General features: G+C 29.8%; 30 protein-coding genes and 1 pseudogene. 17 read left to right on the top strand and 14 right to left on the bottom strand.

The window, feature by feature from the left end; genetic code table 11:
• The 7 genes from FHS04_RS14305 to FHS04_RS13665 form a co-directional block, all read left to right on the top strand.
• A partial coding sequence (locus FHS04_RS14305) for a hypothetical protein (RefSeq protein WP_221184988.1) occupies nt 1-243 on the top strand: 243 nt, incomplete at its 5' end.
• A gap of 12 nt (nt 244-255) precedes the next feature.
• Nucleotides 256-666, top strand: coding sequence for a Fur family transcriptional regulator (locus FHS04_RS13690; protein WP_034257669.1), 411 nt, complete (start codon nt 256-258; stop codon nt 664-666).
• 67 nt (nt 667-733) lie between these two features.
• Nucleotides 734-2,917, top strand: coding sequence for a TonB-dependent receptor (locus FHS04_RS13685; protein ID WP_106676184.1), 2,184 nt, complete (start codon nt 734-736; stop codon nt 2,915-2,917).
• A 1-nt stretch (nt 2,918) separates the two neighbouring features.
• Entirely contained in the window at nt 2,919-3,713 is a 795-nt protein-coding gene (locus tag FHS04_RS13680; protein ID WP_106676181.1) for a cation transporter, read from the top strand.
• 352 nt (nt 3,714-4,065) lie between these two features.
• A complete protein-coding gene (locus FHS04_RS13675; protein WP_181256091.1) occupies nt 4,066-4,821 on the top strand; it encodes a hypothetical protein in 756 nt (251 codons plus the stop codon).
• Between the two features lie 202 nt (nt 4,822-5,023).
• Nucleotides 5,024-5,350 (top strand): DMT family transporter, encoded by a 327-nt coding sequence (locus FHS04_RS13670; protein WP_106676177.1) that lies wholly within the window; start codon nt 5,024-5,026, stop codon nt 5,348-5,350.
• A gap of 52 nt (nt 5,351-5,402) precedes the next feature.
• Complete coding sequence (locus FHS04_RS13665) at nt 5,403-5,918, top strand: hypothetical protein (protein ID WP_106676175.1); 516 nt, start codon at nt 5,403-5,405, stop codon at nt 5,916-5,918.
• A 93-nt stretch (nt 5,919-6,011) separates the two neighbouring features.
• Here FHS04_RS13665 and FHS04_RS14440 read toward each other — a convergent pair.
• A pseudogene (locus FHS04_RS14440) lies at nt 6,012-6,092 on the bottom strand (T9SS type A sorting domain-containing protein); the annotation flags it as partial.
• Nucleotides 6,093-6,268: 176 nt separating this feature from the next.
• Between FHS04_RS14440 and FHS04_RS13655 the strand changes: the two are divergent.
• Nucleotides 6,269-7,093 carry a M23 family metallopeptidase gene (locus FHS04_RS13655; RefSeq protein ID WP_106676173.1) on the top strand — a complete coding sequence of 275 codons (825 nt, stop codon included), beginning with the start codon at nt 6,269-6,271 and terminating at the stop codon, nt 7,091-7,093.
• Nucleotides 7,078-8,379, top strand: a complete 1,302-nt coding sequence (locus FHS04_RS13650) for a WG repeat-containing protein (RefSeq protein WP_106676171.1) — start codon at nt 7,078-7,080, stop codon at nt 8,377-8,379. Before FHS04_RS13655 ends, FHS04_RS13650 begins: the two co-directional genes overlap by 16 nt.
• 41 nt (nt 8,380-8,420) lie before the next feature.
• Here FHS04_RS13650 and FHS04_RS13645 read toward each other — a convergent pair whose 3' ends face one another.
• On the bottom strand, nt 8,421-8,756 hold the full coding sequence (locus FHS04_RS13645; RefSeq protein WP_027880597.1) for a winged helix-turn-helix transcriptional regulator: 336 nt from the start codon (nt 8,754-8,756) through the stop codon (nt 8,421-8,423).
• Between the two features lie 158 nt (nt 8,757-8,914).
• Between FHS04_RS13645 and FHS04_RS13640 the strand changes: the two genes are divergently transcribed.
• On the top strand, nt 8,915-9,439 hold the full coding sequence (locus FHS04_RS13640) for a DUF421 domain-containing protein (RefSeq protein ID WP_106676169.1): 525 nt from the start codon (nt 8,915-8,917) through the stop codon (nt 9,437-9,439).
• A gap of 76 nt (nt 9,440-9,515) precedes the next feature.
• Here the strand turns inward: FHS04_RS13640 and FHS04_RS13635 are convergent, their stop codons facing one another.
• The gene (locus FHS04_RS13635; protein WP_106676167.1) at nt 9,516-9,995 is read right to left on the bottom strand and encodes a Dps family protein; all 480 of its coding nucleotides are present in this window, start codon (nt 9,993-9,995) and stop codon (nt 9,516-9,518) included.
• 106 nt (nt 9,996-10,101) lie between these two features.
• Between FHS04_RS13635 and FHS04_RS13630 the strand changes: the two genes are divergently transcribed.
• Nucleotides 10,102-11,040 (top strand): LysR substrate-binding domain-containing protein, encoded by a 939-nt coding sequence (locus tag FHS04_RS13630; protein ID WP_106676165.1) that lies wholly within the window; start codon nt 10,102-10,104, stop codon nt 11,038-11,040.
• 31 nt (nt 11,041-11,071) lie between these two features.
• Here the strand turns inward: FHS04_RS13630 and FHS04_RS13625 are convergent, their stop codons facing one another.
• The 3 genes from FHS04_RS13625 to FHS04_RS13615 all read right to left on the bottom strand — a co-directional run bounded on the left by FHS04_RS13625 (nt 11,072) and on the right by FHS04_RS13615 (nt 12,731).
• Entirely contained in the window at nt 11,072-11,269 is a 198-nt protein-coding gene (locus tag FHS04_RS13625; RefSeq protein WP_027880601.1) for a hypothetical protein, read from the bottom strand.
• Between the two features lie 145 nt (nt 11,270-11,414).
• A complete protein-coding gene (locus FHS04_RS13620) occupies nt 11,415-12,212 on the bottom strand; it encodes a TIGR00266 family protein (RefSeq protein ID WP_106676163.1) in 798 nt (265 codons plus the stop codon).
• A gap of 60 nt (nt 12,213-12,272) precedes the next feature.
• Nucleotides 12,273-12,731, bottom strand: coding sequence for a DUF4442 domain-containing protein (locus tag FHS04_RS13615; protein ID WP_106676161.1), 459 nt, complete (start codon nt 12,729-12,731; stop codon nt 12,273-12,275).
• A gap of 149 nt (nt 12,732-12,880) precedes the next feature.
• Between FHS04_RS13615 and FHS04_RS13610 the strand changes: the two genes are divergently transcribed.
• The 4 genes from FHS04_RS13610 (at nt 12,881) to FHS04_RS13595 (ending at nt 16,728) form a co-directional block, all read left to right on the top strand.
• A complete protein-coding gene (locus FHS04_RS13610) occupies nt 12,881-13,327 on the top strand; it encodes a DUF4870 domain-containing protein (protein WP_106676158.1) in 447 nt (148 codons plus the stop codon).
• Nucleotides 13,328-13,519: 192 nt separating this feature from the next.
• Nucleotides 13,520-13,861 carry a PadR family transcriptional regulator gene (locus FHS04_RS13605; protein WP_027880605.1) on the top strand — a complete coding sequence of 114 codons (342 nt, stop codon included), beginning with the start codon at nt 13,520-13,522 and terminating at the stop codon, nt 13,859-13,861.
• On the top strand, nt 13,858-15,720 hold the full coding sequence (locus tag FHS04_RS13600) for a PspC domain-containing protein (RefSeq protein ID WP_106676156.1): 1,863 nt from the start codon (nt 13,858-13,860) through the stop codon (nt 15,718-15,720). Before FHS04_RS13605 ends, FHS04_RS13600 begins: the two co-directional genes overlap by 4 nt.
• A 210-nt stretch (nt 15,721-15,930) precedes the next feature.
• On the top strand, nt 15,931-16,728 hold the full coding sequence (locus tag FHS04_RS13595) for a GIN domain-containing protein (protein ID WP_183408380.1): 798 nt from the start codon (nt 15,931-15,933) through the stop codon (nt 16,726-16,728).
• A 68-nt stretch (nt 16,729-16,796) separates the two neighbouring features.
• Here FHS04_RS13595 and trxB read toward each other — a convergent pair whose 3' ends face one another.
• The gene (gene trxB, locus FHS04_RS13590; protein ID WP_106676196.1) at nt 16,797-17,780 is read right to left on the bottom strand and encodes a thioredoxin-disulfide reductase; all 984 of its coding nucleotides are present in this window, start codon (nt 17,778-17,780) and stop codon (nt 16,797-16,799) included.
• A gap of 164 nt (nt 17,781-17,944) precedes the next feature.
• Here trxB and FHS04_RS13585 point away from each other — a divergent pair, with 164 nt between their 5' ends.
• Entirely contained in the window at nt 17,945-18,373 is a 429-nt protein-coding gene (locus FHS04_RS13585) for an arsenate reductase family protein (protein WP_244906259.1), read from the top strand.
• Between the two features lie 68 nt (nt 18,374-18,441).
• On the opposite strand, the gene FHS04_RS13580 is transcribed toward FHS04_RS13585, so the two are convergent.
• The 7 genes from FHS04_RS13580 to FHS04_RS13550 form a co-directional block, all read right to left on the bottom strand.
• Complete coding sequence (locus FHS04_RS13580; protein WP_106676151.1) at nt 18,442-18,891, bottom strand: ferritin-like domain-containing protein; 450 nt, start codon at nt 18,889-18,891, stop codon at nt 18,442-18,444.
• A 20-nt stretch (nt 18,892-18,911) separates the two neighbouring features.
• Nucleotides 18,912-19,073 (bottom strand): DUF1328 domain-containing protein, encoded by a 162-nt coding sequence (locus FHS04_RS13575; protein WP_081653208.1) that lies wholly within the window; start codon nt 19,071-19,073, stop codon nt 18,912-18,914.
• Between the two features lie 166 nt (nt 19,074-19,239).
• Nucleotides 19,240-20,328 (bottom strand): DNA topoisomerase IB, encoded by a 1,089-nt coding sequence (locus tag FHS04_RS13570; protein WP_106676149.1) that lies wholly within the window; start codon nt 20,326-20,328, stop codon nt 19,240-19,242.
• Nucleotides 20,329-20,763 carry a hemerythrin domain-containing protein gene (locus tag FHS04_RS13565; protein WP_106676147.1) on the bottom strand — a complete coding sequence of 145 codons (435 nt, stop codon included), beginning with the start codon at nt 20,761-20,763 and terminating at the stop codon, nt 20,329-20,331.
• Between the two features lie 12 nt (nt 20,764-20,775).
• Nucleotides 20,776-20,979: a hypothetical protein gene (locus FHS04_RS13560; protein ID WP_027880613.1), complete on the bottom strand. Its 204-nt coding sequence runs from the start codon at nt 20,977-20,979 to the stop codon at nt 20,776-20,778.
• Nucleotides 20,979-21,326, bottom strand: a complete 348-nt coding sequence (locus FHS04_RS13555) for a phage holin family protein (protein WP_027880614.1) — start codon at nt 21,324-21,326, stop codon at nt 20,979-20,981. The genes FHS04_RS13560 and FHS04_RS13555 overlap by 1 nt, the downstream gene beginning before the upstream one ends.
• A gap of 1 nt (nt 21,327) precedes the next feature.
• Nucleotides 21,328-21,654 carry a YtxH domain-containing protein gene (locus FHS04_RS13550; RefSeq protein WP_027880615.1) on the bottom strand — a complete coding sequence of 109 codons (327 nt, stop codon included), beginning with the start codon at nt 21,652-21,654 and terminating at the stop codon, nt 21,328-21,330.
• Between the two features lie 192 nt (nt 21,655-21,846).
• On the opposite strand from FHS04_RS13550, the gene FHS04_RS13545 reads away from it, so the two are divergent.
• On the top strand, nt 21,847-23,211 hold the full coding sequence (locus FHS04_RS13545; protein ID WP_106676145.1) for an NAD-dependent succinate-semialdehyde dehydrogenase: 1,365 nt from the start codon (nt 21,847-21,849) through the stop codon (nt 23,209-23,211).
• Nucleotides 23,212-23,285 lie beyond the last annotated feature (74 nt).

Raw genomic sequence — 23,285 nt, 5'->3', positions numbered from 1 at the left:
GAATTTCCTACGGAAATTCATTGCAATTTTCTATCTTTCAGCTTCAACGGAAAATCGTGCCGATTTTCCGCAACTGAAATTTATACGCTAACGTTGTGCATAATGCAAAAAATCGTGCTAAATTCAACATTTGAACTAAAAAAGCCAACCGCACAAACAGCACATTTATTTTTTTCCAACCGCAAAAAGCCACCGCTGAAAAAAATAAAAGAGCTGTTTTTCGCCAACGCTCGAAAAAAATGATACATTAGGAAAATGCAAACCGAAGAAGAAATCCTAAAAATAAAAAAAGTAAAAAACACCGCAGTCAGAACTGTGGTATTACGACATCTTTTGAGCCAAGAAAAAGCTCAATCATTGAAAGATATTGAAAACGCATTGGCATACACGGACAGAAGTTCGATTTTCAGAACGCTGAAAACATTTGAGGAAAACAAAGTTATCCACAGCATTGAAGATGGTTCTGGAATGACCAAATATGCGGTTTGTGCCAAAGGTTGTAACTGCGACCCAAAGGATTTGCACTATCATTTTTATTGCACAAACTGCGATAAAACATTCTGCCTTTTTGATGTTCCTATTCCCAAAATTCAACTTCCTGAAAACTTCAAACAACAACAAGCAAATATGGTCGTAAAAGGTCTATGCGACAACTGTAACAAGTAATCTTTGCAATCGAGTTGCAGTAAATCCTAAATACATTTGCATTATTCTTTTAAACCAGAATAAGCAGATGAAAAACATATTTTTAAACACATTATTTCTATTCGTATCAATTATAACGTTCGCACAGACGAGCGATATTTCCATTTCTGTGAAAGATGCAGAAACCAACGAACCATTATTGGGAGCGACCGTCTATTTTGAAGAATTAGAAAAAGGAGCAGTAACAGATTTTGACGGAATTGCCACATTTACAGAAATCCCAAATGGAAACCACATTATAAAAATTTCATACATAGGCTTCAAAACCATAGAAACTACTATTAATGTTGGAACAAAAAAGGAGTTCGCTTTCAAGCTCGAATCGGGAGGTAATGAACTTGACGAAGTTGTCATACAATCTTCAAGAAGTACACGGACAGTAAGAAAAATTCCAACTCGAATTGAATTTATTGGAGCGGAAGAATTAAGCGAAAAAGCGGTAATGAACCCAACCAATATTTCAATGGTACTTCGGGAAAGTACAGGAATACAGATGCAACAAACTTCTTTAAGTAGTGCGAATACCAACATTAGAATTCAAGGTCTTGATGGACGTTACACACAACTTTTACGAGATGGATTTCCACTTTATGGCGGATTTTCAAGCGGTTTGAGTATTCTGCAAATTCCGCCATTGGACTTAAAACAATTTGAAATCATTAAAGGAAGTTCATCAACACTTTATGGTGGTGGAGCAATTGGAGGTTTGATAAATATGGTATCAAAAACACCAGATGAAGAACCAACTTTGGATATTATGTTGACACAAACACAAGCGTTAGGAAGTACTGCGAATGTATTTTATAGCAAACGAAATGAAAAATTTGGAGTTTCATTATACGGTTCAAGTCATTATCAAAAGGCTTACGACCCAGAAGATGATGGCTTTAGTAATTTACCACAAACAACATCTATTTCTTTCAACCCAAAATTCTTTTATTATCCATCAGAAAAAACAACATTTTGGTTTGGCTTAAACGGAACGTATGACGACAGAATTGGTGGCGACATCACAAAAATTGAAAGTGGCGAAAATGGCATCCATCAATATACCGAAGAAAATCTATCAAAAAGATTGAGCAGTCAAGTGGTTTACGAAACTCAATTAGATTCGGTTAGTTCATTAAATATTAAAAACAGTATCTCATTCTTTGACAGAAAACTAACCATTCCCGATTTTGCTTTTGACGGAAAACAAACCAATACATTCACAGAAATAAACTATCAAAAGTCCGCCAATAAAATAGATTGGATTTTTGGTGCAAACCTATATACTTCCGATTTTGATGAAAATGATAATGCGACTTTGCAACGTGACCAAACAGACATAACTTATGGAGCATTTGTAAATAATATTTATGACATTTCGGATAATTGGATTTTGGAAACAGGATTGCGAGCAGATTACAATACTGATTTTGGCTTCTTTCCGCTTCCAAGAGTTTCATTGCTATACAAAAACGATAGCGGATTTTCCAGCAGAATTGGTGGTGGTTTAGGCTACAAAATTCCAGATATTTTTACAGAAGAGGCGGAATTTATCAATTTTGAAAATGTACTTGGCATTGATAAATCTTCACTAAATGCGGAACGTTCTTATGGTATAAATCTTGATTTCAACTATCAAACACTCTTATTTGAATCCGTAGGTTTTTCTATTAACCAACTGTTTTATGTAACTGCAATTAATGATGCATTACTGTTAAATTCAACCGATAATGGATTTTTCCAATTTGAGAATGCAACAGATGAAATTTTGAGCAAAGGTGCTGAAACAAACATCAAGTTTACCTATAAAGATTTTCGTTGGTTCTTGAATTATGCACTCATTGACACAAAATTGAATTATTTGGCTGGCAATCCACAAAAACCTCTAACTGCAAAACATAACGCAGGAAGTGTTTTGATGTACGAATCTGAAAAATGGCGAATCGGTTATGAAACGTTTTACACAGGAAAACAATTTTTGTCAAATGGAACTGAAACAACCGATTTTGTAACGATGGGATTATTGTTAATGCGAAACTTTAAATTTGGTAGTGCTTTTGTGAATTTTGAAAACTTTACCGATAGAAGACAAAGCAAATTCTCGCCTTTGGTTTTGCCACCACACGACAATCCAGAATTTCCCGAAATCTATGCACCAACAGACGGTTTTATATTTAGCGTTGGAATAATTATCAAACCTTTTGGAAACGAAGATGACGACTAAAATGAACAAAACAATTTTTGAAATCAGTAAAATGGATTGTCCTTCCGAGGAAAATCTAATCCGAATGAAACTGGACGGAATTGAAGAAATCAAAAATCTCGATTTTGACATTCCCAACCGAAAACTGACTGTTTTTCACGATGGTCAAAACGACCAAATTGAAAAGTCAATTATCGAATTAAATTTAGGCGGAAAGAAAATTTCGACCGAAGAAACCAACGAAAAAGATTTTGTAGAAAACACCAACCAAAAAAAGCTACTTTGGATTGTACTGGCGATAAATTTTGTCTTCTTCATTATCGAAATGACCACAGGACTCATCTCGAAATCAATGGGATTGGTTGCCGATAGTTTAGATATGCTTGCGGACAGTTTCGTGTACGGAATTAGTTTGTTTGCGGTTGGAGGAACGTTGATTAAGAAAAAACGGATTGCAAAAATTGCAGGCTATTTTCAGATAACACTTGCGATTATCGGATTTGTGGAAGTATTGAGAAGATTTTTTGGAGCCGAGAATCTTCCCGATTTTTCAACGATGATTATCGTTTCGATTTTAGCACTTATCGCAAACGGAATTTGTCTTTACATTTTGCAAAAGTCAAAGAGCAAAGAAGAGGCACATATGAAAGCGAGTATGATTTTTACATCAAATGACGTGATTATCAATTTGGGAGTAATAATCGCAGGAATTTTAGTGAATTGGCTAAATTCCAACAAACCTGATTTAATTGTTGGAACAATCGTTTTTATAGTGGTAATACAAGGTGCATTTCGGATTTTGAAATTAAGCAAGTAATCGGAATTTCCAACGCTTAAAGCCAAACACATTTACAGTCGCTCAAGCCATCGCACCACCAAAACTGTAAAAGAGTATGTCTTGCCAACGCTCACTTTAGAACTAAACAACAAACATCGGAAAACCAAGCAGAACGTGAAAAGCACTATGCACAACAACGTATATAGCTCATAGCTATTACAGGCTTTCCGAGAGGTTTTTGCTTCTCTATTAAGTCCACCAAATTTTTATTTTTGTATATTTAAAAAATTAAAGATAAATAGAAAAAATAAAAATTTGGCTCGTGTATAATCCGAAAAGTTAGTGTTTATTTATACGCTACGTTTCATATACTAGACCGTTGGCAATAATTATGAAGAAACTGACTTACTTACTTTTTATCTTTTTGCTTCTATCAAATTTATTGAAAGCCCAAGACTTTTATCTGAATGTAAAAGGAGCTGATAGTATTACCGAAAAAGAGTTGATAGTTAAATACAAAGATGGTTATAAACAAACCAAGAAAGTTAAGAATTCTAAAAAGAGAAAAATAAAACTCAATCATCTTAAAAAATCTGAATTGAGCTTTATCAAACTGAAACTGAATTCGGACACCTTATTTCTGAAAAATGAAAACACTTTGTTAGATATTGGAGTAAATATCAGTTCAGGATTTAAAGAACTTTTCAATGATACACTAAATGTTTTTCTGGACACTTATCCTTATAAACACGCAGGAAGTCAATTTATAGTAAATCGTTTTTCAATAGATAAGCTACCTGAAGTAGAAAAGATTTTGATAGTACAAATAAACAAGAATGCCTATAACGTGAAATGGCCAACTTTTAAATTAGAGGAACATTCGGAATTTTTCTCTAACTTAATTAAAGATGATTTCTGCAATTGTATGTCAGACAAAGAATTTGATAAAACCAATTATAAACAAGTTTTTGATTCTTGTATAACCGAACCAATGACCAAAATTATTCCACATTTGGAAACTACTTTAAAAAGGTACAGTTATGATAATAAAGATGGTAAAGGATATGAAGAAAGAGTTACGGAATTTATAAACGGAATTTTATTAAAAGTCAATTTACATTATAATGAAAACTGTTACAAAGAATAACTATTGCCAACAATGTATAACCGCAATTACGGCAAATTTGACAACCTCAGGATCTACTACTAATTACTTCTACTAAAATATACAATATTAATCTTAAGTTATATTTCAAACCTATTCAACTTTTTAATTATACCTTTAAATAGATAGATCGAACAGATCAAATAACTAAATTTGATTTTTTAATAAAAAGAAATTAATAAAGATGAAGTGGTTACTATTAATTATTGCAGGACTTTTTGAAGTTGCTTTTGCTACTTGTTTAGGTAAAGCGAAAGAATCTACTGGTAACGAAACTACTTTTTGGTATATAGGTTTTTTGATTTGTCTTAGTATTAGCATGTTTCTTCTTGTAAAAGCAACTCAACAAATATCTATTGGTACAGCATATGCGGTTTGGACAGGAATTGGAGCTGTTGGAACTGTTCTGGTTGGAGTTGTAATTTTTAAAGAACCTGCTACCTTTTGGCGGTTGTTTTTTATTACTACTCTAATTGCTTCAATTATTGGACTAAAGCTTGTATCTCATTAAAAAAAGCATTTACTAAAATCTATTTGTGTACTATTAAAAACTAATTAAAATTATGAGTAAAAAGGAAGTGTTTTGGTTAATTGGATCATTGATTTTAGCTTTCATCTTTAACTATATGATTTTTCATTTTACTAAGCTAAATAAAATATCTGCTTTTAATCTTAATATATACGACACATACTTTCTTATTCCTAAATATCTTATTGCCCTTTTAATAGGAAATTTAATCCTGTTTTGCATTTATCTAATACGCACAATTAAAAACCGTTTTAATAATATAACTTCTAATGTAATTTTAATGCTCTCTTTATTTTTACTAATAATTATTTTTAACAAATTAGGCGTTATTATAGAAAGCATTACACAACAAAATTCTGGTTGGAGTATTTATCCTCCGTTAAGTTCAGGAATCGATATCAAAAAAATTGAATTGGAGGCAAAACTTAAAACTAACACTTTTAATACAATTTCTTATCTAATTTTAATCTTTCAAACTCTGTTTATTATTTTTCTAACATATTGTGGCTTTAAAACAGGTATTCGTTTTCAAAAAAATAAGCAACAATGACAAAGCGTTATTTTTAGGATATGATATAAAAAAAACACTTTTACAAAAAACTGCAAAAGTGCTTTAGATATTAACTATTAGAAAGTTAAGGGATTATTTTTTTATTATTTTAAACTTTGTAGATTGCTCTCCAGAAGTAATATTAATAATGTAAAAACCTGATTGTAGATTAGATAAATCTGCTTTAACTAATTGTTAACCCAAAACAAATATCAAAAAATATTGTGGTAATTGTCCTATTAAGCTTTGATTTGGTATTTTGCATTAAGATATAAATATTTTGTTAGTAATTAAATTATTACATTTAAGACTAATAATACTTATTAAATATAGAAGTTAATTAAGTTCTTATGAAATTGAAATTCATCTCCATTATTTCAATATTAGTTATTTTAATCAGTTGTAATAAATTACCAAAGAAAAAACTGTCTCAGTTCATTTTAAAAGATGTTGGTTATGAAGTTATTAACGACTCCTTAATAGTGAAGCTATCTAACCCATTGCATTGTCCTATAAGAATAAACATCAAAACTAAAAATAAGAATTTACAAGAAAAATTAAATCAAGATTTTCCTTTAGTTTTAGAGCACTTATCTTCTAAAAAAATAAGTTATTGGACTGACACATCTAAAGAACAAACACAAATAAAGTTTTTAATAACATTAGGAAACCCTAACGACACCATATCTAAAAAGTCTTTTAGTTTACCTTTTAAAAAAGATTATACGTATAAAATTATTCAAGGTTATAACGGCAACTTTTCTCATAGTTCTAAATATTCTAAGTATGCTTTAGATTTTAATTTAAAAGAAGGAGATACTATTTGTGCTGCTGCAGATGGTTATGTTGTTGGAGTCATTGAAGATTATTCTCTTGGTGGAAAATCAAAAAAATGGAGAGATTATGCTAACTTCATAACTATTTTTCATCCTAACATGAATTTATATACTCAATATGTACATTTAACCTATAAAGGTAGCATGGTTAAAGTAGGCGACTTTGTTAAATTTGGTCAAGCAATTGGTTTATCAGGAAAAACTGGTCTTACAACTACAGAGCATCTTCATTTTAATGTTTTAAAACCTAATAAATCTGGTATGGAATCTATACCTATAAAATTTAAAGAAGGATATACTGGTAACAGTTTTAAAAAAGGACAATGGATAAAAAAATAAAACGTTATCAATTAAATAGTGTTATTGCTTTCTTTTTAATAATTATTGCATGTCAATCTCAAAATAAACCTGATCTATATTTGTATAAAAATGATGGTAAAATAGGCCTAATTAATAGTGGAGGAATTATAGTTTTAAAAGCCAATTATAGCCATATAGGAAAGTTTAAAAATGGATTAGCTGCTGTAACTGCTACTAGTAGAGCAAAAAACAACTATCATAAAATCTTAGATACAAAATTAGGATATATCAATACTGAAGGGAAAATTGTGATTCCTCTAAAATTTCAACATATAAATGGAGAAAATAAAGATTTTAGTGAAGGATTAGCTGTTGTAAAACTTAACAACAAATATGGTTATATTAATACAGAAGGGAAACTTGTAATAAAACCTAAATACACAGCTGCATACGCATTTAATGAAGGTCACGCTGTTGTTGAGCTAAATAATGATTATCATAATAGACTACTTATTAATAAAAAGGGTAATGTTGTCTTTAATTTTCTTGATAAATACAAACAACAAGTAGACTCAACAGCAACGAATATTTTAGTAAGTAATTATCAATTATCAGATAATAAAATAGCAGTTTACACTTTTACTAAAGAAGGTAAAACTTTATCTTCTGTTTTAGACAATACCGGAAAGGTTTTATTTACCAAACAGTTAGCCAAAATTAAGTCTTATAAAAATAATATAGCAATTGCTATAAAAGACAAGTGTAAAACTGGTAGCGATAACTGTTTTATGTTAATAGACCATAAAGGAAAAATATTAACAAAAAAACTATATTATCCGCTTAGAAGAATTAAACAAAATACTTTTTTAGCAGGAGATGTCTTTACTAGAGAAAAATTGGTCATAAACAATAAAGAAGACGTCTTACGACCTAAAATTGAAAAAGGTTTACAAATTAATTTTGATGACTTATCTAACAACTTAGAGTTTATTAGAGTAGGAAAAGGTGGTTATGGTGGCTATATTGATAGAAATGGAGAATTAGTTATTGATATTAAATACATGAGCACATCTGCTTTTTCTGAAGGTTTAGCATTTGTAAAAAAATTAGACAATACTGTTTTATGTATTGATAAAGAAGATAATATTATCTTTAAAATTGATGCAAAACATGAAGCTCATTGGAGTTTCCCTTTTAGTTATAAACCATATCTAATTGGTACTTTTAAAAATGGACTAGCTACACTATTTATGATTGTAGACGGAAAGCATAAAATTGTTCAAGTAGATACAAAAGGTAACTTTTTAAAAGTTAAAGAAGAATAACTTCAAACTAAAGTTTAGCTAAAAAACTTACTAATCAAGCATTATTCAGAGTAATTTTCAACTACAAAATCTCCCCAATTAGCTATAGATTGTATTAACGGAATTAAAGTTTTTCCAAAGTCTGTCAAATTGTATTCTACTTTTAAAGGTGGTTTTGAAGTGTAAACAGTTCTATTTATTAAACCATCTTCTTCTAAAGCTTTTAATTGTAAACTTAACGTCCTTTCTGTTACGGTTGGCATACTCTTTCTTAATTCATTATATCTTAATTTTTTATCTATAAGATGATAAAGTATAACGGTCTTCCATTTTCCGCCAATTATTCCCATAGTTAAACTTGCACAACAAGGATATTCATTACCTCTAAATTTGAGCATCTTAGGTTTTACATTTGCCATCATTTATATTTTAAATTATTTGTACAAATTTACTAACTATAATTAAAAATGAAACTATAAAAATTATAGTATTTTATAATTTTATTAAGCTTTATTAAAAGCTAAAATCCATAACTTTAGATAAAAATTTATAACTTATGGAATGGATTTACGATATTAAAGACCCTATTTGGCAAACTGTTGTAGGCAGTTTAATTATTTTTGTAGTTATCATAATAGTTACAAGAATAATTGGTTTAAGGTCTTTTGCTAAATTTACTGCTTACGATTTTGCATTTACTGTTGCTATAGGAAGTATAATATCTTCTACTTTAACATCTAGTACTAGTATTACTCATGGTGCAGTTGCTATTACAAGTCTTTTAGTATTAACCCTTATTTCTTCATATTTACAGAAAAAAATACCAGAATTTAGTGCTTTAATTTCAAACAAACCTTTATTACTAATGGATGGTAATACCATACTTTATAATAACTTAAAACATAGTAGAATTGAAAAATCACAACTAATAGCAAAACTTAGAGAAGCTAACGTTTTGGATTTTAATCAAGTAGAAGCAGTTGTTTTAGAATCTACTGGAGATATTTCTGTATTACATAAAACTAAAGAAGGTATAGAATTTAATAAACAACTATTAGATGGTGTTAGAAAGACACCTTAATTAATAGCTAACTTTTCATACAAAAAAAGCAGTCTTTTCAAACTGCTTTTTAATTGCTATTAATCAATTTATAGGATTAGATACTTTTACCTAACCAAGCATTCATCATCCAAACCGTTTTTTCTTGTTGAGATATAAAATCACTCATCATAGCAGCTGTTCCTTCATCTTCTGCGTCTCCAGCTGAGTGTAATATACTTCTTTCAATTTGTAGTAATTCTGTTAAAGAGTTAACTATTAATTCTACTGCGTTTTCATCTTTAGATATATTCTTACCTACCGGTACTTTTGCAACACTAGAATAATCTTCAAATGTATGTAAAGGAGTTTCCCCTAGTGTTAAAACACGTTCTGCAATTTCATCTACTTTAGCATTAGCATCTGTGTATAACTCCTCAAATTTCACATGTAAATCAAAAAAGTTTTTCCCTTTAATATTCCAGTGTATTCCTCTTAAATTCTGATAATATATTTGAAAATTAGCCAATAAATCATTTAATTGATCAGCTAAATCTTTAGTTTTTGATGGGTCTAATCCAAGACTATTTAGTTTCATATTTTATAAGTTTTAATTTCTATTACAAATTTACTGCAAATTAAACGCTCTTAATCATAAATATTATTGATAGATTTTATATTTTTATAGCCTTAAACTATTAACAATGACAATTACTCAATTATCATATGTTTTGGCTGTTGCCGAACACCAAAATTTTACAAAAGCAGCTCAAAAATGCTTCGTAACCCAACCTACTTTAAGTATGCAAATTCAAAAATTAGAGGACGAACTTGACGTCTTAATTTTTGACCGAAGCAAAAAACCTATAGAACTTACAGAAGTTGGTAAAAAATTAGTTACTCAGGCTAGAAATATTGTTAACGAATCTAATAGAATACAGGATATTGTAGACCAAGAAAAAGGATTTGTTGGTGGCGAATTTAAGCTTGGTATTATCCCAACTGTAATGCCTACTCTTTTGCCTATGTTTTTAACAAATTTTGTAAAGAAATATCCAAAAGTAAAACTTAAAATTGAAGAGCTTACTACAGAAGAAATTATTACACGTATTAATGATGGACATCTAGATGCCGCTATTGCTGCAACACCTTTAGAACAAGAAAGCATTAAAGAGCGTGTTTTATATTTTGAACCTTTTGTTGCTTACGTACCGCAAAACCATAGATTACATAACAATAAAAAACTAAAAACATCAGATCTTGATATAAATGATATGCTTTTGTTAGAAGATGGACATTGTTTTAGAGATGGTGTTATTAATTTATGTAAAGTATTTAAAAACCATAATGACGACAAATTTCAATTAGAAAGTGGTAGTATAGAAACTTTAATCAAATTATCTAATGAAGGTTTAGGCATGACATTACTACCTTATCTTCACACTTTAGATTTACCAGAAAAATCCAAGCAAAATTTAAGGTTTTTTAATGAGCCTAGTCCAGCTAGAGAAGTTAGCTTAATCTATCATAAAAGCGAACTTAAAATGCAAATTATTGAAGCTTTACAAGATGTAATATCTGGTATTGTAAGAGGTGCAATTGCATTTCAAAATGTTCAAATTATAAGCCCTTTAAGTAAATAAAAAAAGCGACCTAACGGTCGCTTTTTTTTATTTAAGGATTAAGATAAATTAAACATTGTGTTAGTTTAGGGTTTTGCTTTACTAAAGAGTCTATAAATAATTTAAGCTCTTCTATTTCATAAGGTAATAATCGCTCTAATGCTTTTTGTACCTCTTTGCAAAACAACGTGGTGTCAAAACTAACTTTTTGAAGTACAGTTTTGGTGTACTCAAACATTGCTCTTGCCATAATTAATTTTAAGTTTTAGTTAATTAAAGGTAGTTTTGTAAATAGGCAAACGGTTTAAAATTTCAGATTAAATGTAACAAAAAAATTGTTTCAAAATTTAAAACCAACGAATTTTAACAGTTAAAAAGACGTTAAAAAAAGTCTTTTAAAACCTATTATCGCCACCAATAATATCTCCTAAACCACCTAAAATACTACCTTCGCCTTTATCTTTCCCTCCGCGTGGTAAACTTGCTAAAACACGACCTGCTAATCTACTAAAAGGTAAAGATTGTATATAAACAACTCCTGGACCTTTTAAGGTTGCAAAAAACAAACCTTCACCTCCAAAAATGGTGTTTTTAATACCACCAACAAACTCTATATCATAATCTACGTCTTGTGTAAAACCGACTATACATCCAGTATCTACTCTTAATGTTTCACCTGGTTGTAATACTTTTCTAGCTAAAGTTCCGCCAGCATGTACAAACGCCATACCGTCGCCTTCTAACTTTTGCATAATAAAACCTTCGCCACCAAAAAGTCCACGTCCTAAACGCTTAGAAAACTCAATACCAACACTTACACCTTTTGCTGCACATAAAAAAGCATCTTTTTGACAAATAAATTTACCACGATACTCCATTAAATCAATAGGTACAATTTTTCCTGGATATGGTGAAGCAAAACTAACGTTACGTTTGCCATGTAGTACATTGTAAAATGCTGTCATAAACAAACTTTCTCCAGTAAGTAGACGTTTTCCGGCACCAAAAACTTTACCTAAAAAGCCTTGATCTTTTTGTGACCCATCTCCAAAAATAGTTTCCATTTTTATACCATCGTCCATCATCATAAAGCTGCCTGCTTCTGCTATAACACCTTCGTTTGGATCTAGTTCTATTTCTACATACTGCATTTCTTCTCCGTAAATGCGGTAATCTATTTCATGTGAATTCATAGTTTTTTGATTTAATGATTAACAGCTATTGGTTGTAAGATTTGTAAAAATGTTACAGTGTTATTTTGACTTTAATTTAATAGACCATTCAAAATCAAAAGTAGAAACCACTACTCCATCTTGATTTACACCTTGAGATTGCATCCAAACGGTTTGACCTTCGCCAGTTTTTATAGTTTGCGCTATAGCCTGATCTATTTTATTGCCATCATTACACGTAAAAGTTATTTTTCCTGTTGCTTTTTTAGTAAACACTGCTTTATTAGTAGTCACTAACATTGATATTTTTTGACCACTTTCTTGAATTTTTGCAATAACCAATGCGCCTGTAGAAAATTCTGCAGCCATACCTTGTACTGCCCAAAACATAGATTTAAATGGATTTTGATTAATCCATTTATGTTTTACTGTTACTACACAATTTTGATCAGAAATTGATTTTGTTCTTACGCCACAAATATAGGCAGATGGCAGTTTAAACATTGTATAAGTATTTAGTTTGCTTGGTGTTAACTTCATAATATTATTTTTGAGTTTTTGGCTAAATTATTGAAAATAATCCACAACTCAACATGTTAATGAATTGTTAAATTATAGTACTTTGTATTGCATAATACCTTCTTTTAGATATATATTTGCATAAGAAACTATTATATACTTTTAAAATCATGCTTACTAATCACCAAAAAAATCTAGCAACTATAATACATTTATCGACATTTAGTCGCTTTATTATTCCGTTTGGAAATTTTATTGGACCAATTGTTTTATGGTTGACTAATAAAGAAAAATCTGATTTTATTGATACCCATGGTAAACAAGCTATTAATTTTCAGATTAGCATTTTATTATATACCATGATTTTAGGCTTATTATTTGTACCGTTTTTTTTATTTAACGTGTTTAGTCATTTAGATTTTTTTGAAATTAACACCTTTGACGGTTTACATATTAGTTTAAATGAACCTTCGCCTCTATTTATCTTAGGTGGTAGTTTAGGGTTTGTAACAGTAATAGGGTTTATTCTAGAAATCATTTTTATAATAAACGCTAGTATAAAAGCTAAGGATGGCGAAATTTATCAATATCCGTTTAGCATTAATTTTATTAAATAAAACATGAAACGGTTTAAAAAACAAGATAGCAAGTTAGCCTGCGTTAGGGATTGAGCAATTGTTGAAGCACATCTTTGATTGCGACTTGCGAAAGCCCGACCCAATTGGGTAACGCCATAAAATAAGAATCATCAATTTCATCAAAAATAATCATCAAAAAATGAACAGTTTAACAATAAATCTCATAAAAATATGAAGATAGAAAATACAAAAGCACAAATGCGAAAAGGTGTGTTAGAATACTGCATACTGTCTGTCTTAAAGGATGAAGACGCTTACGTTGCAGAAATTTTAGACACTTTAAAAGACGCTAAGTTGTTAGTAGTTGAAGGGACAATTTACCCATTATTAACACGACTAAAAAACGCTGGCTTACTAAGCTACCGTTGGGAAGAGTCTACTTCTGGTCCGCCACGTAAATACTACGGACTAACAGAAACTGGACATATCTTTTTAAAAGAATTAACCCAAACTTGGGACGAATTACAAAATGCAGTTAACATAGTAACACAAATTAAATCAACTAAAAAATGAATAAAACAGTCAACATAAATTTAGCAGGTATATTCTTTCATATAGATGAAGATGCATACTTAAAATTACAGCGCTATCTTGAGGCTATAAAACGTTCATTTACTGACTCTCAAGGTCGCGAAGAAATTATATCTGATATTGAGGCTAGGATTTCGGAACTATTTACAGAACGTATGAAAACCGATAGACAAGTTATTGGCAACAAAGAAGTTGAAGAGGTTATTGCAATTATGGGACAACCTGAAGATTATCTTGTTGATGACGAGATTTTTGAAGACGAACCTTCTAGCAAAACTAAAAACACTTACAGATCTAGCAGTAGTAAAAAACTATACAGAGATACAGACAACTCTTATATTGGTGGTGTATCTGCTGGTTTAGCCCATTACTTTGGTATTGACGCTATTTGGATACGTTTAATCTGGATTTTACTTGTGTTTGGTGCTGGTACTGGTGTATTCTTGTACATTTTACTATGGATTTTAGTACCCGAAGCTAAAACAACTGCAGAAAAACTTACCATGACTGGTGAAGCTGTAAATATTAGTAACATTGAAAAAAAAATTCGTGACGGATTTGATAGCGTAAGCGAAAATGTTAAAAACATTGATTTTCAAAAACATGCCGATAAACTAAAAGAGGGTTTTGAGCATGCGTCGGATAACATTAGTGACTCTGTAAAACGCATACCTACAAATAAAATTAAAGACAATAGTAAATCTTTTTTTGACGGTTTAGGTAATCTTATTAAAGGTGTTTTTAAAATCTTTGCTAAAATCATAGGACTATTTATTGTCTTAGCAACCATTGCTGGTACTGTTGCTTTAACTATTGGATTAATTATAGGTTCATTTTTTAACAGCAATGTGCATTTTTTAGACAACGACTTAATGGAGCTTTCAACAACTAGCGGAATGTCTTTTGAGGTACTATCTATTCTAATCTTTATTGTATCAGTTATTCCGCTTATATTTTTATTCTACTTAGGTTTAAAAATATTGATTTCTAACTTAAAACCATTAAGCAACATTGCTAAGTTTACATTACTAGGTTTATGGCTTTTATCTTTAATAGGATTAATTACTATATCAATTAATCAAGGTCTAAGTTACAGCGAAAAAGCGCCAGTAATTATCAATGAAAAAATTGAAAACATTAAAAGCACAGACACTTTAGTTTTAACAATGAAAGGAAACGATAATTTTGCTGGAGATTATTATAGACGTTATCATAATTTTAGAACTGGTTTTGATGAAAACGGAGAAAAGGTAACTTTTTCTCAAGATATTAGAGTAAATATTAAATCTACTAGTGATAGTGTTGCAAAAATCAAAGTCTTTAAATCTTCTAGAGGTAGGACTTTTGAAAGTGCTAAAGAACGCGCAAAAACTATTGATTATAACTATAATATTAATGGTAATAAATTAGAATTAGATAATTATTTTCTAATTCCAAATACCGAAGCTAAACGTGATCAAAAAGTAGAAGTTACTGTTTACTTACCCGAAGGAAGCGTAATTTACAACAACTCGAATACAGAAAGTTTTATAAGTTACAGTAGTTTTGATCATAAATTAAGAGAAAATACTGGTCATTATTTTAAGATAGAACAAAACAATGCAACTTGTTTAGATTGTCCTGAAGACCAAGATGATGACGAAGATGAATTAAAAATTAACGTAGACTTAGATGGAGAAACCTCTAAAATTAAATTTAATGAAGATGGTTTTGAAGCCAAAGGCGAAAACTTAAAAATTAAAATAAACGATACTGTTTTTGATGCAAGTACCAAAAATGTAAAAGTCATTATAGATGACAAAGAAGGTATAAACATCACAAACACAAAAAAAGAAAAATAACCATCAATCAATCAATCAATCAAAAAACATCAATTATGGTCGCATTAATCGAATATATAATTAACACCATTATAGATATTTTAGTCTAAAACAACCATTATTAACCACTAAAAGTAGCTACCATCTCAAACAAAATAAAGTTTGGGATGGTTTTTGTTTATATTTGTTCATAACAATATAATTTATAAAATGAATAAAACCTTACTTCTAATGTTATGCGCACTAATATCTACAATATCTCTTGCGCAAGATAAAGTAAAGGGTAGCAGAGTGTTATCTACCAACACAACAGACATTAACCCTTTTAACAGACTATTACTAACCGAAGATTTTGAGGTGAAACTGGTAAAAGCCGAAACTGCTGCAGTAAAAATTGTAATTGACGAGAACCTGCATGATTACATAAAAATCATCGATAAAGACAGCACACTTACCTTAAAAACAACAGCAAAATTAAGATTTAAAAAACAAGAAATTACCGTATTTTATACAGATGTTTTAAATACTATTGAATTAAAGGAAGAAGCAGAAATATTCTCTGAAAACAGTCTAAAATTTACAGATTTAACTTTAGTTACCTCAGAAAACTCTAGAGCTTTTTTAACTGTTGAATGTACAATGATTAAACATATAAATGAAGGTAAAGCAAGAAATAAATTAAACATTACTGCAGATAATGTTACTTTAGAATTAAATGGTGACAGTAAAATTGAAGCATTAATTAATGCCTCAAAAATTGAAGCAGACTTATTAGAAAGTGCAGATGCACAAATAGAAGGAGACGCTAAAGACTTAGACTTAAACGTTGATAATTCTTCTGAATTTAACGGAGAAAAACTTAGCATTAAAGACATAAACATTACAACTCTTAATCGTGCAGAAGCTAAGGTAAATGCATCTAGCGACCTCAACATAAATGCTTCTGGCACTTCTGAAATTGAAATTTATGGTAGTCCAAAAATCAATATAGAATCTTTTGAGGATAACGCCATTTTGAAGAAAAAATAAATAACTATACTGAATAAAAAAACCGAAGCTGATTGGCTTCGGTTTTTTTTATTTAAAAAGTATTTCTTTTAATAGTTTGTAGCTGTATTAACCTCAAAAGAAGCATCTTTAGCTGCTAGGTAACGCTCTGCATCTAATGCTGCCATACATCCAGTACCTGCAGCTGTTATAGCTTGTCTGTATACATGATCTGCTGCATCTCCACTTACAAAAACACCTTCTATATTAGTTTTTGATGTTCCTGGTTTAGCATTAATAATGTAACCTGTTTCATCTAAGTCTAAATAATCTTTAAAGATATCTGTATTAGGTTTATGCCCAATTGCTACAAAAAATCCTGTTGCTGGTATTTCTTGTTTTTCATTAGTTTGATTATTAAATACTCTTACACCAGTTACAACTTGTCCGTCACCTAAAACCTCATCAGTCTCTGTGTTGTATAAAATTTCTATATTCTCTGTGTTTTTTACACGTTCTGCCATAATTTTAGATGCTCTAAACTCGTCACGTCTTACTAACATAGTTACTTTTTTACAAAGTTTAGAAAGGTAATGTGCTTCTTCACAAGCGCTGTCTCCTGCTCCTACAATTACAACTTCTTGGTTACGATAGAAAAATCCATCACAAACTGCACATGCAGAAACACCGCCACCAAGTTTTAGATATTTCTGTTCAGATTCTAAACCTAAATATTTTGCACTTGCTCCAGTAGAAATTATTATAGTATCGCTATGTATTTCGGTTTCATCATTAACCCAAACTTTATGTACATCTCCAGAAAAATCTACTTTAGTAATCCATCCATTTCTAATATCTGTTCCAAAACGTTCTGCTTGTGCTTGTAGCTGTAACATCATTTCTGGACCTGTAATACCTTCTGGATAACCTGGGAAGTTTTCTACATCATTTGTAGTTGTTAATTGTCCACCAGGTTGGTTACCTTGGTATAAAACAGGATTCATATTTGCTCTAGCTGCATAAATTGCTGCTGTATAACCAGCAGGACCAGAACCTATTATTAAGCACTTAACTTTTTCTATATTATCTGACATATTTAATTTCATTTTTATTGTATAACAAAAGTAGTTTTTTTAATAAAAACCTTACGTAGAAGTTATTAAAAGTTATTATCTACAAATAAATATTGTTTATGTTTTGTTGTTTTTTACATTAATTTAAGACCCTTTTACGCTAATTATTACTAACTTACGGTGATATGAAAAATAAAAACCAAATGGGAGTGATAGCTACTAACAAAAACCAAAACATTTTAATTTACAGTTCAGAAAACAGTATTGGCAAACAAGCCTTAGCTTATCTTGAAGATAGCAAAAATAAAGTGTTTACTATTGATGTAACAAAAACTAAAGTTTCTGGTACACAATGGTTAGAAATATTTCAGAATTTAAAATTACATCCTAAAGATTTTGTTAATAAAGAACATCCTGATTTTACAAAAAAGTACGATAAGGATGCTAAGTTATCTAAACAAGATTGGATTAAAATTGTGCAAAATAGTCCTGTTGTAGTGACTAATCCGGTTTTAATTGTAAAAGATAATTTTTATAAAATAGAAACACCTTCTGATATTAGAAAATATTTAGATAATAGCTCTGAAGAAATTGACGAAAAAAAACACATATGATATTTATTTTGTTATCATAAAAAAAAGGTCTGAAAATATTCAGACCTTTTTCTTTTTCTATTTAATTATTATCTTAAATCTTCTAACGATTTGATATTTGATAATCCGTTAGTTATTGTTGTTTTCTGCTTTTCTAATATGTTTTTTGTTGACATTGGTAGTGAAGTTTCGTTTATTACTTCCTCATACTCTTCTACAGCAGATTTTTCGCCTCTAATTGCTTCTTCTAACATAGATTCTTCATTATCTGAAGAAAACACTTTTTTTACATCCATCCAAGCTCTATGTGCATCTCCAATTAAACTTCCGCCTTTATCTACGTCTTGATTAAATGATTTAATTTCTCCTTTTAATTCATGTCCAAACTCATAACGCTCTTGTGCTTTTTGATTAAAATAATTTTTTAAAGCGCTATTTTGTACATTTTCTGCAGCTTTTTTAAATCCTTTTTCTGCATCATATGTTTTTTCTAATAAGTTGTTTAGTTTACTTCCTACTTGTTCTGTGTAAGTTGCCATAATTTTTGATTTTTTAGTTGTTAGTTTTCTGTGATCTCTTTATATAAAGAACCAATGAATAAAGCAACAAATAGAAAGAAACATAGTTTTGCTATAAAAGCTAAATTTCCTGCTATGTTACCAAACCCTAAGATGGCTGCAATAAATGCTAAAAATATAAAGAGAACAGTCCAACGTAACATGTTATACTTGTGATTAATTAAAAGACTTGACTTTCAAATCTTATTATAAAGATAAGGGTTACATTAGCTACAAACAGCCTGTTTAACAATGGTTTAATCTAAGTTTAACGGCTATTAACAGTAAAAAATCTAATTTAAGATGGCTTTAAGATTAAAGTTGTTTTTATTAAGATAATAGTTGTGTCGTGTATGACTTTAAAAGTTCTTTTAAAGCTTTTTCTGAAGAAGTGAAATATTCTGTTTCAAGTGATTGTTTTTTTGCTTTATTAAAAAACTGTTCTATACTTCCATCTTCATAACTACTAATTATTGCTGGATGTATATAATATTTTTTACAAACATTTCTTGTGTTTCCTAATTCTTTAGCAGCGACGTCTATTGCTTTAAGAATATTTTTTTTGTTTTGGTTTTTATCTTTTTCTGTTCCTAATTCTAACAGCGCCTCAAAAAATATTATAGATGCTGCCCATGTCCTAAAATCTTTTGCAGTAAAGATGGTACCGCTTATTTCTTTTAGGTATTGGTTTAATAATGTGCTATCTATTTTTTGCTTGTTTCCTTCTTGATCGTAATACTGAAATAATTCCCAACCAGGAATTTCTTCACATTTATTAACAAGTCTAATTAACTTTTTATTTCTAATTGAAACTTTGTGTTCTTTTCCTTTTTTACCAACAAATTCAAATTGAATTTTATCTTTATATGTATTAACGTGTCTTGTTCTTAATGTGGTTAGTCCGTATGTTTTATTCTTTTTCGCATATTGACTGTTACCTATTCTTATATGTGTTTCTTCCATTAATTTTACAACTAATGCTAAAACCTTAGATTTTGTCCATTGTTTTTGATCTAAATCTTGGTCTACTTTTTTTCTAATATTGGGTAGATGGTTTGCAAACAAAACCATTTTGTAGTATTTGGTTTGGTTTCGTATTTCTTTCCATTTTTGATGGTATTTATACTGTTTTCTTTGTTTTGCATCTCTGCCTACTGCCTGAAGATGTGTGTTTGAAAGTGAAGAAATTTTAACTTGACGCCAAGCTGGTGGAATTACTAAACCTTCTATTCTTTTAAGTTGTGTTTGATCTGTCAAGTTTTCCCCTTTATATTTAAATATGAAGGTTTTATTTTCTTTAAATCTTTGAATATTTAGATGTGAAGGATTGGTATAAACCAAATCAAATTCTTCTATAACCTTTTCTGGTTGTAAAAGAATTTGATTGTAAAGTTTTTTATTTAAAGATGTACGTTTCACCTATAAATTTTCTATCATGTAACTTCTATATTTTTTAGCTAAGTCTTCTTTTTGCGTTTGATTAAACACTTTCCCAGCTAATTGAAAAAACGAATGTTCTTCATCTTCTAAATGATGTTCTACTTTTTCTTTTAAATCTTTAGCATATTTTAACCAAGCAGAAGAGTCATAGTCTGTGTCTTCTAACTTTTCTATAAGTTCATCAATTTCATGATGTTCTGCAATACCATGTCTGGCTTTATCTTGCATCATATCATCACTTATTAATGGTTTATAAAAATGTCTTTCTTCTGCATCTGCATGGACTTCTAGTTCTTTTTTTAATTTCTTAAAAATTGTATCACGCTTATCTGTATCTCCTGTGGTTTGTACAAGTTGATCAAGTAAATCTCTTTGCGTATCGTGGTCTTTTCTAATAGATTCAAAAATATTCATATTAATAGCGGTTTATTTTATAATTTTTTTAATTAACATCATTATTCCTACTTTGGATGCCATTTTAAAACCTGTTTGTATCCAAGTGTAAGGCTGTAAAGTATCTTTAAAGTCGCTTTTTACAACCTTAAGTTCTTCCCAAGCAATTTGCTTTTCTAATTGTAATCTATGCAAGTCCCTTTTTATATCTTCTTGTGTTTTATATTGTGTTTTCATTAGTCAAAAAAGGTTTTTGAAAGTGATGCAATGACTTTGTTATTTATCTTACTTCTAAACATATAAAACAATACAGAAATAAGTATAAATATTGCACCAACTATTAGATAACCTAATGATACGCTACCTAAAGCTTTACCTATACCGATTGCTGCAGATATTGCTAAAAACAAAAGTCCTACTAAGATAAAAGCACCAACTACTACAGCTTTTACCAACAAGCTTACAGAAGATGTAAGTTGTTGGAAAATTTTAAGTCTGTAGTACTCGTGAGATTTTTTTAAAAACTCTTCACCTTTATCTACTGCTTGACTTGAGGTTTGGTTGATTTGTTCGAATACAGACATTTTATTTCTGTAATTTTTTATTTCTTTCTTTTAAATCTTTAAGCTTCTTTTCTAAAGTAGAAATAACATCATCTGCTTTGTAACTAGCGTCAGAAACTACACTTTCTAATTGTGCATCTAAAGTTGCTTTTTTTGTTGTTAAAGTATTAGCTACTTGATCTTTTAGATCCATTGCACTAGTAGCAAGATTCTCTTTAGTAGCTATAGCTTCGTCTCTTAATTTTTTTCTTGTATTACTTCCTTTATCTGGTGCAAATAAGATTCCTAAAGTTGCTCCAATTGCTCCTCCTAATAATAATCCTAATGCTGAATTTGTGTTGTTGCTCATAATAATTTTTTTTGATTGTTAATATTAATTTGAAGTGAAACGTATCATTAACGCCTCATCTCAAAATTAACAAGTATTTATTGAAATATTCTTAATAAAAATTTAAATAAATTGATAAAAGTTTGTTAAAACACATTTAATTAAAACTATTTTTACGAATAATCTATAATTTTAACACAAATAAAATTTACTATGAAAAACTCAATTATAACATCAAATCCTTACAATCAAAAAGAACTTAAAACTTACAATTATCATACAGATAATGAGTTAAAAATAATTCTTGATAATGCACAAAACACTTTTGAGAACTGGAAAACTAAAGAAATAAAAGAGCGTACAAACCTTTTACAAAACTTAGCAAACACATTAGAAGATAAAAAAGAAATTTATGCAAAACTAATGACTGAAGAAATGGGAAAACCAATTTCTCAAAGCATTGCAGAAATAGAAAAATGTGTTTGGCTATGCGATTTTTATATTACTAATGCAGAAGATTTTCTTGCAGACAGTATTATCGAAACAGACGCAAAAGAAAGTTTTATTAGTTATGATCCTTTAGGTGTAGTACTAGCGGTAATGCCTTGGAATTACCCATTTTGGCAAGTAATGCGTTTTGCTGTACCTTCACTTACAGCTGGTAATGTTGGCTTGCTTAAACATGCTTCTAATGTAACTAGTACAGCATTAGCAATTCAAGATTTATTTGAAGAAGCTGGTTATCCAAAAGGATGTTTTCAAACGCTGTTAGTTAACCACGATCAAATTGAAGATATTATTGAAAACGATATTGTTAAAGCGGTTACACTAACAGGAAGCGAACCTGCAGGAAGAAGCATAGCTGCTGTAGCAGGAAAAAATCTTAAAAAAACAGTTTTAGAATTAGGAGGAAATAATGCTTGTGTGGTTTTTGACGATGCTAATTTAGATAAACACATAGATACTATGGTTAAGGCTAGAATGCAAAATACTGGTCAAAGCTGTATTGCTGCCAAACGATTTATTGTATCTGAAAAAATTTATGATCAGTTTTTAAGTCGTTTTAAGGATGAAGTTTCTAAGCTAAACTCTGGTAATCCTGAAGATTCAGACACTTTTATTGGTGTTATGGCTAGAGAAGATTTAGCCGAAGAATTAGAACAACAGGTTAATAAATCTACAGACTTGGGTGCAAAAATAATTTTAGGCAATAAAAGAAATAAAGCTTATTATGAACCTACCATTATTACCGATGTGACTGAAGACATGCCTGTTTTTAAAGAAGAAACCTTTGGTCCTGTTGCTGCTGTAATCAAAGCAAAAGATAACGAACAAGCAATTAAGTTAGCTGCAAACTCTATATTTGGTTTAGGTACTATGATTTTTACTGAAAACACAGATAATATTTATAATTTCATTGGTGATATACCAGATGGAGCATTATTTATTAACGATATGGTAAAATCTGATCCTAGATTGCCTTTTGGTGGTACAAAAGCTTCTGGATATGGAAGAGAGTTATCTAAAGAAGGAATTTTAGAATTTGTAAACAAAAAAACTGTATATATCAAAAAGTAAAGCGACTACTTAAAACTGTTATACTACATTTGTAGCTTTTTATTCATTTTCAAAATATAGTTATAAAGCTTTTA

The sequence above is a fragment of the Mesoflavibacter zeaxanthinifaciens subsp. sabulilitoris genome, from assembly GCF_014191595.1.
Lineage (GTDB): Bacteria > Bacteroidota > Bacteroidia > Flavobacteriales > Flavobacteriaceae > Mesoflavibacter > Mesoflavibacter zeaxanthinifaciens.
Note: the sequence above shows the minus strand (reverse complement) of the source record. Positions and strands in the feature narration are given on the sequence as shown.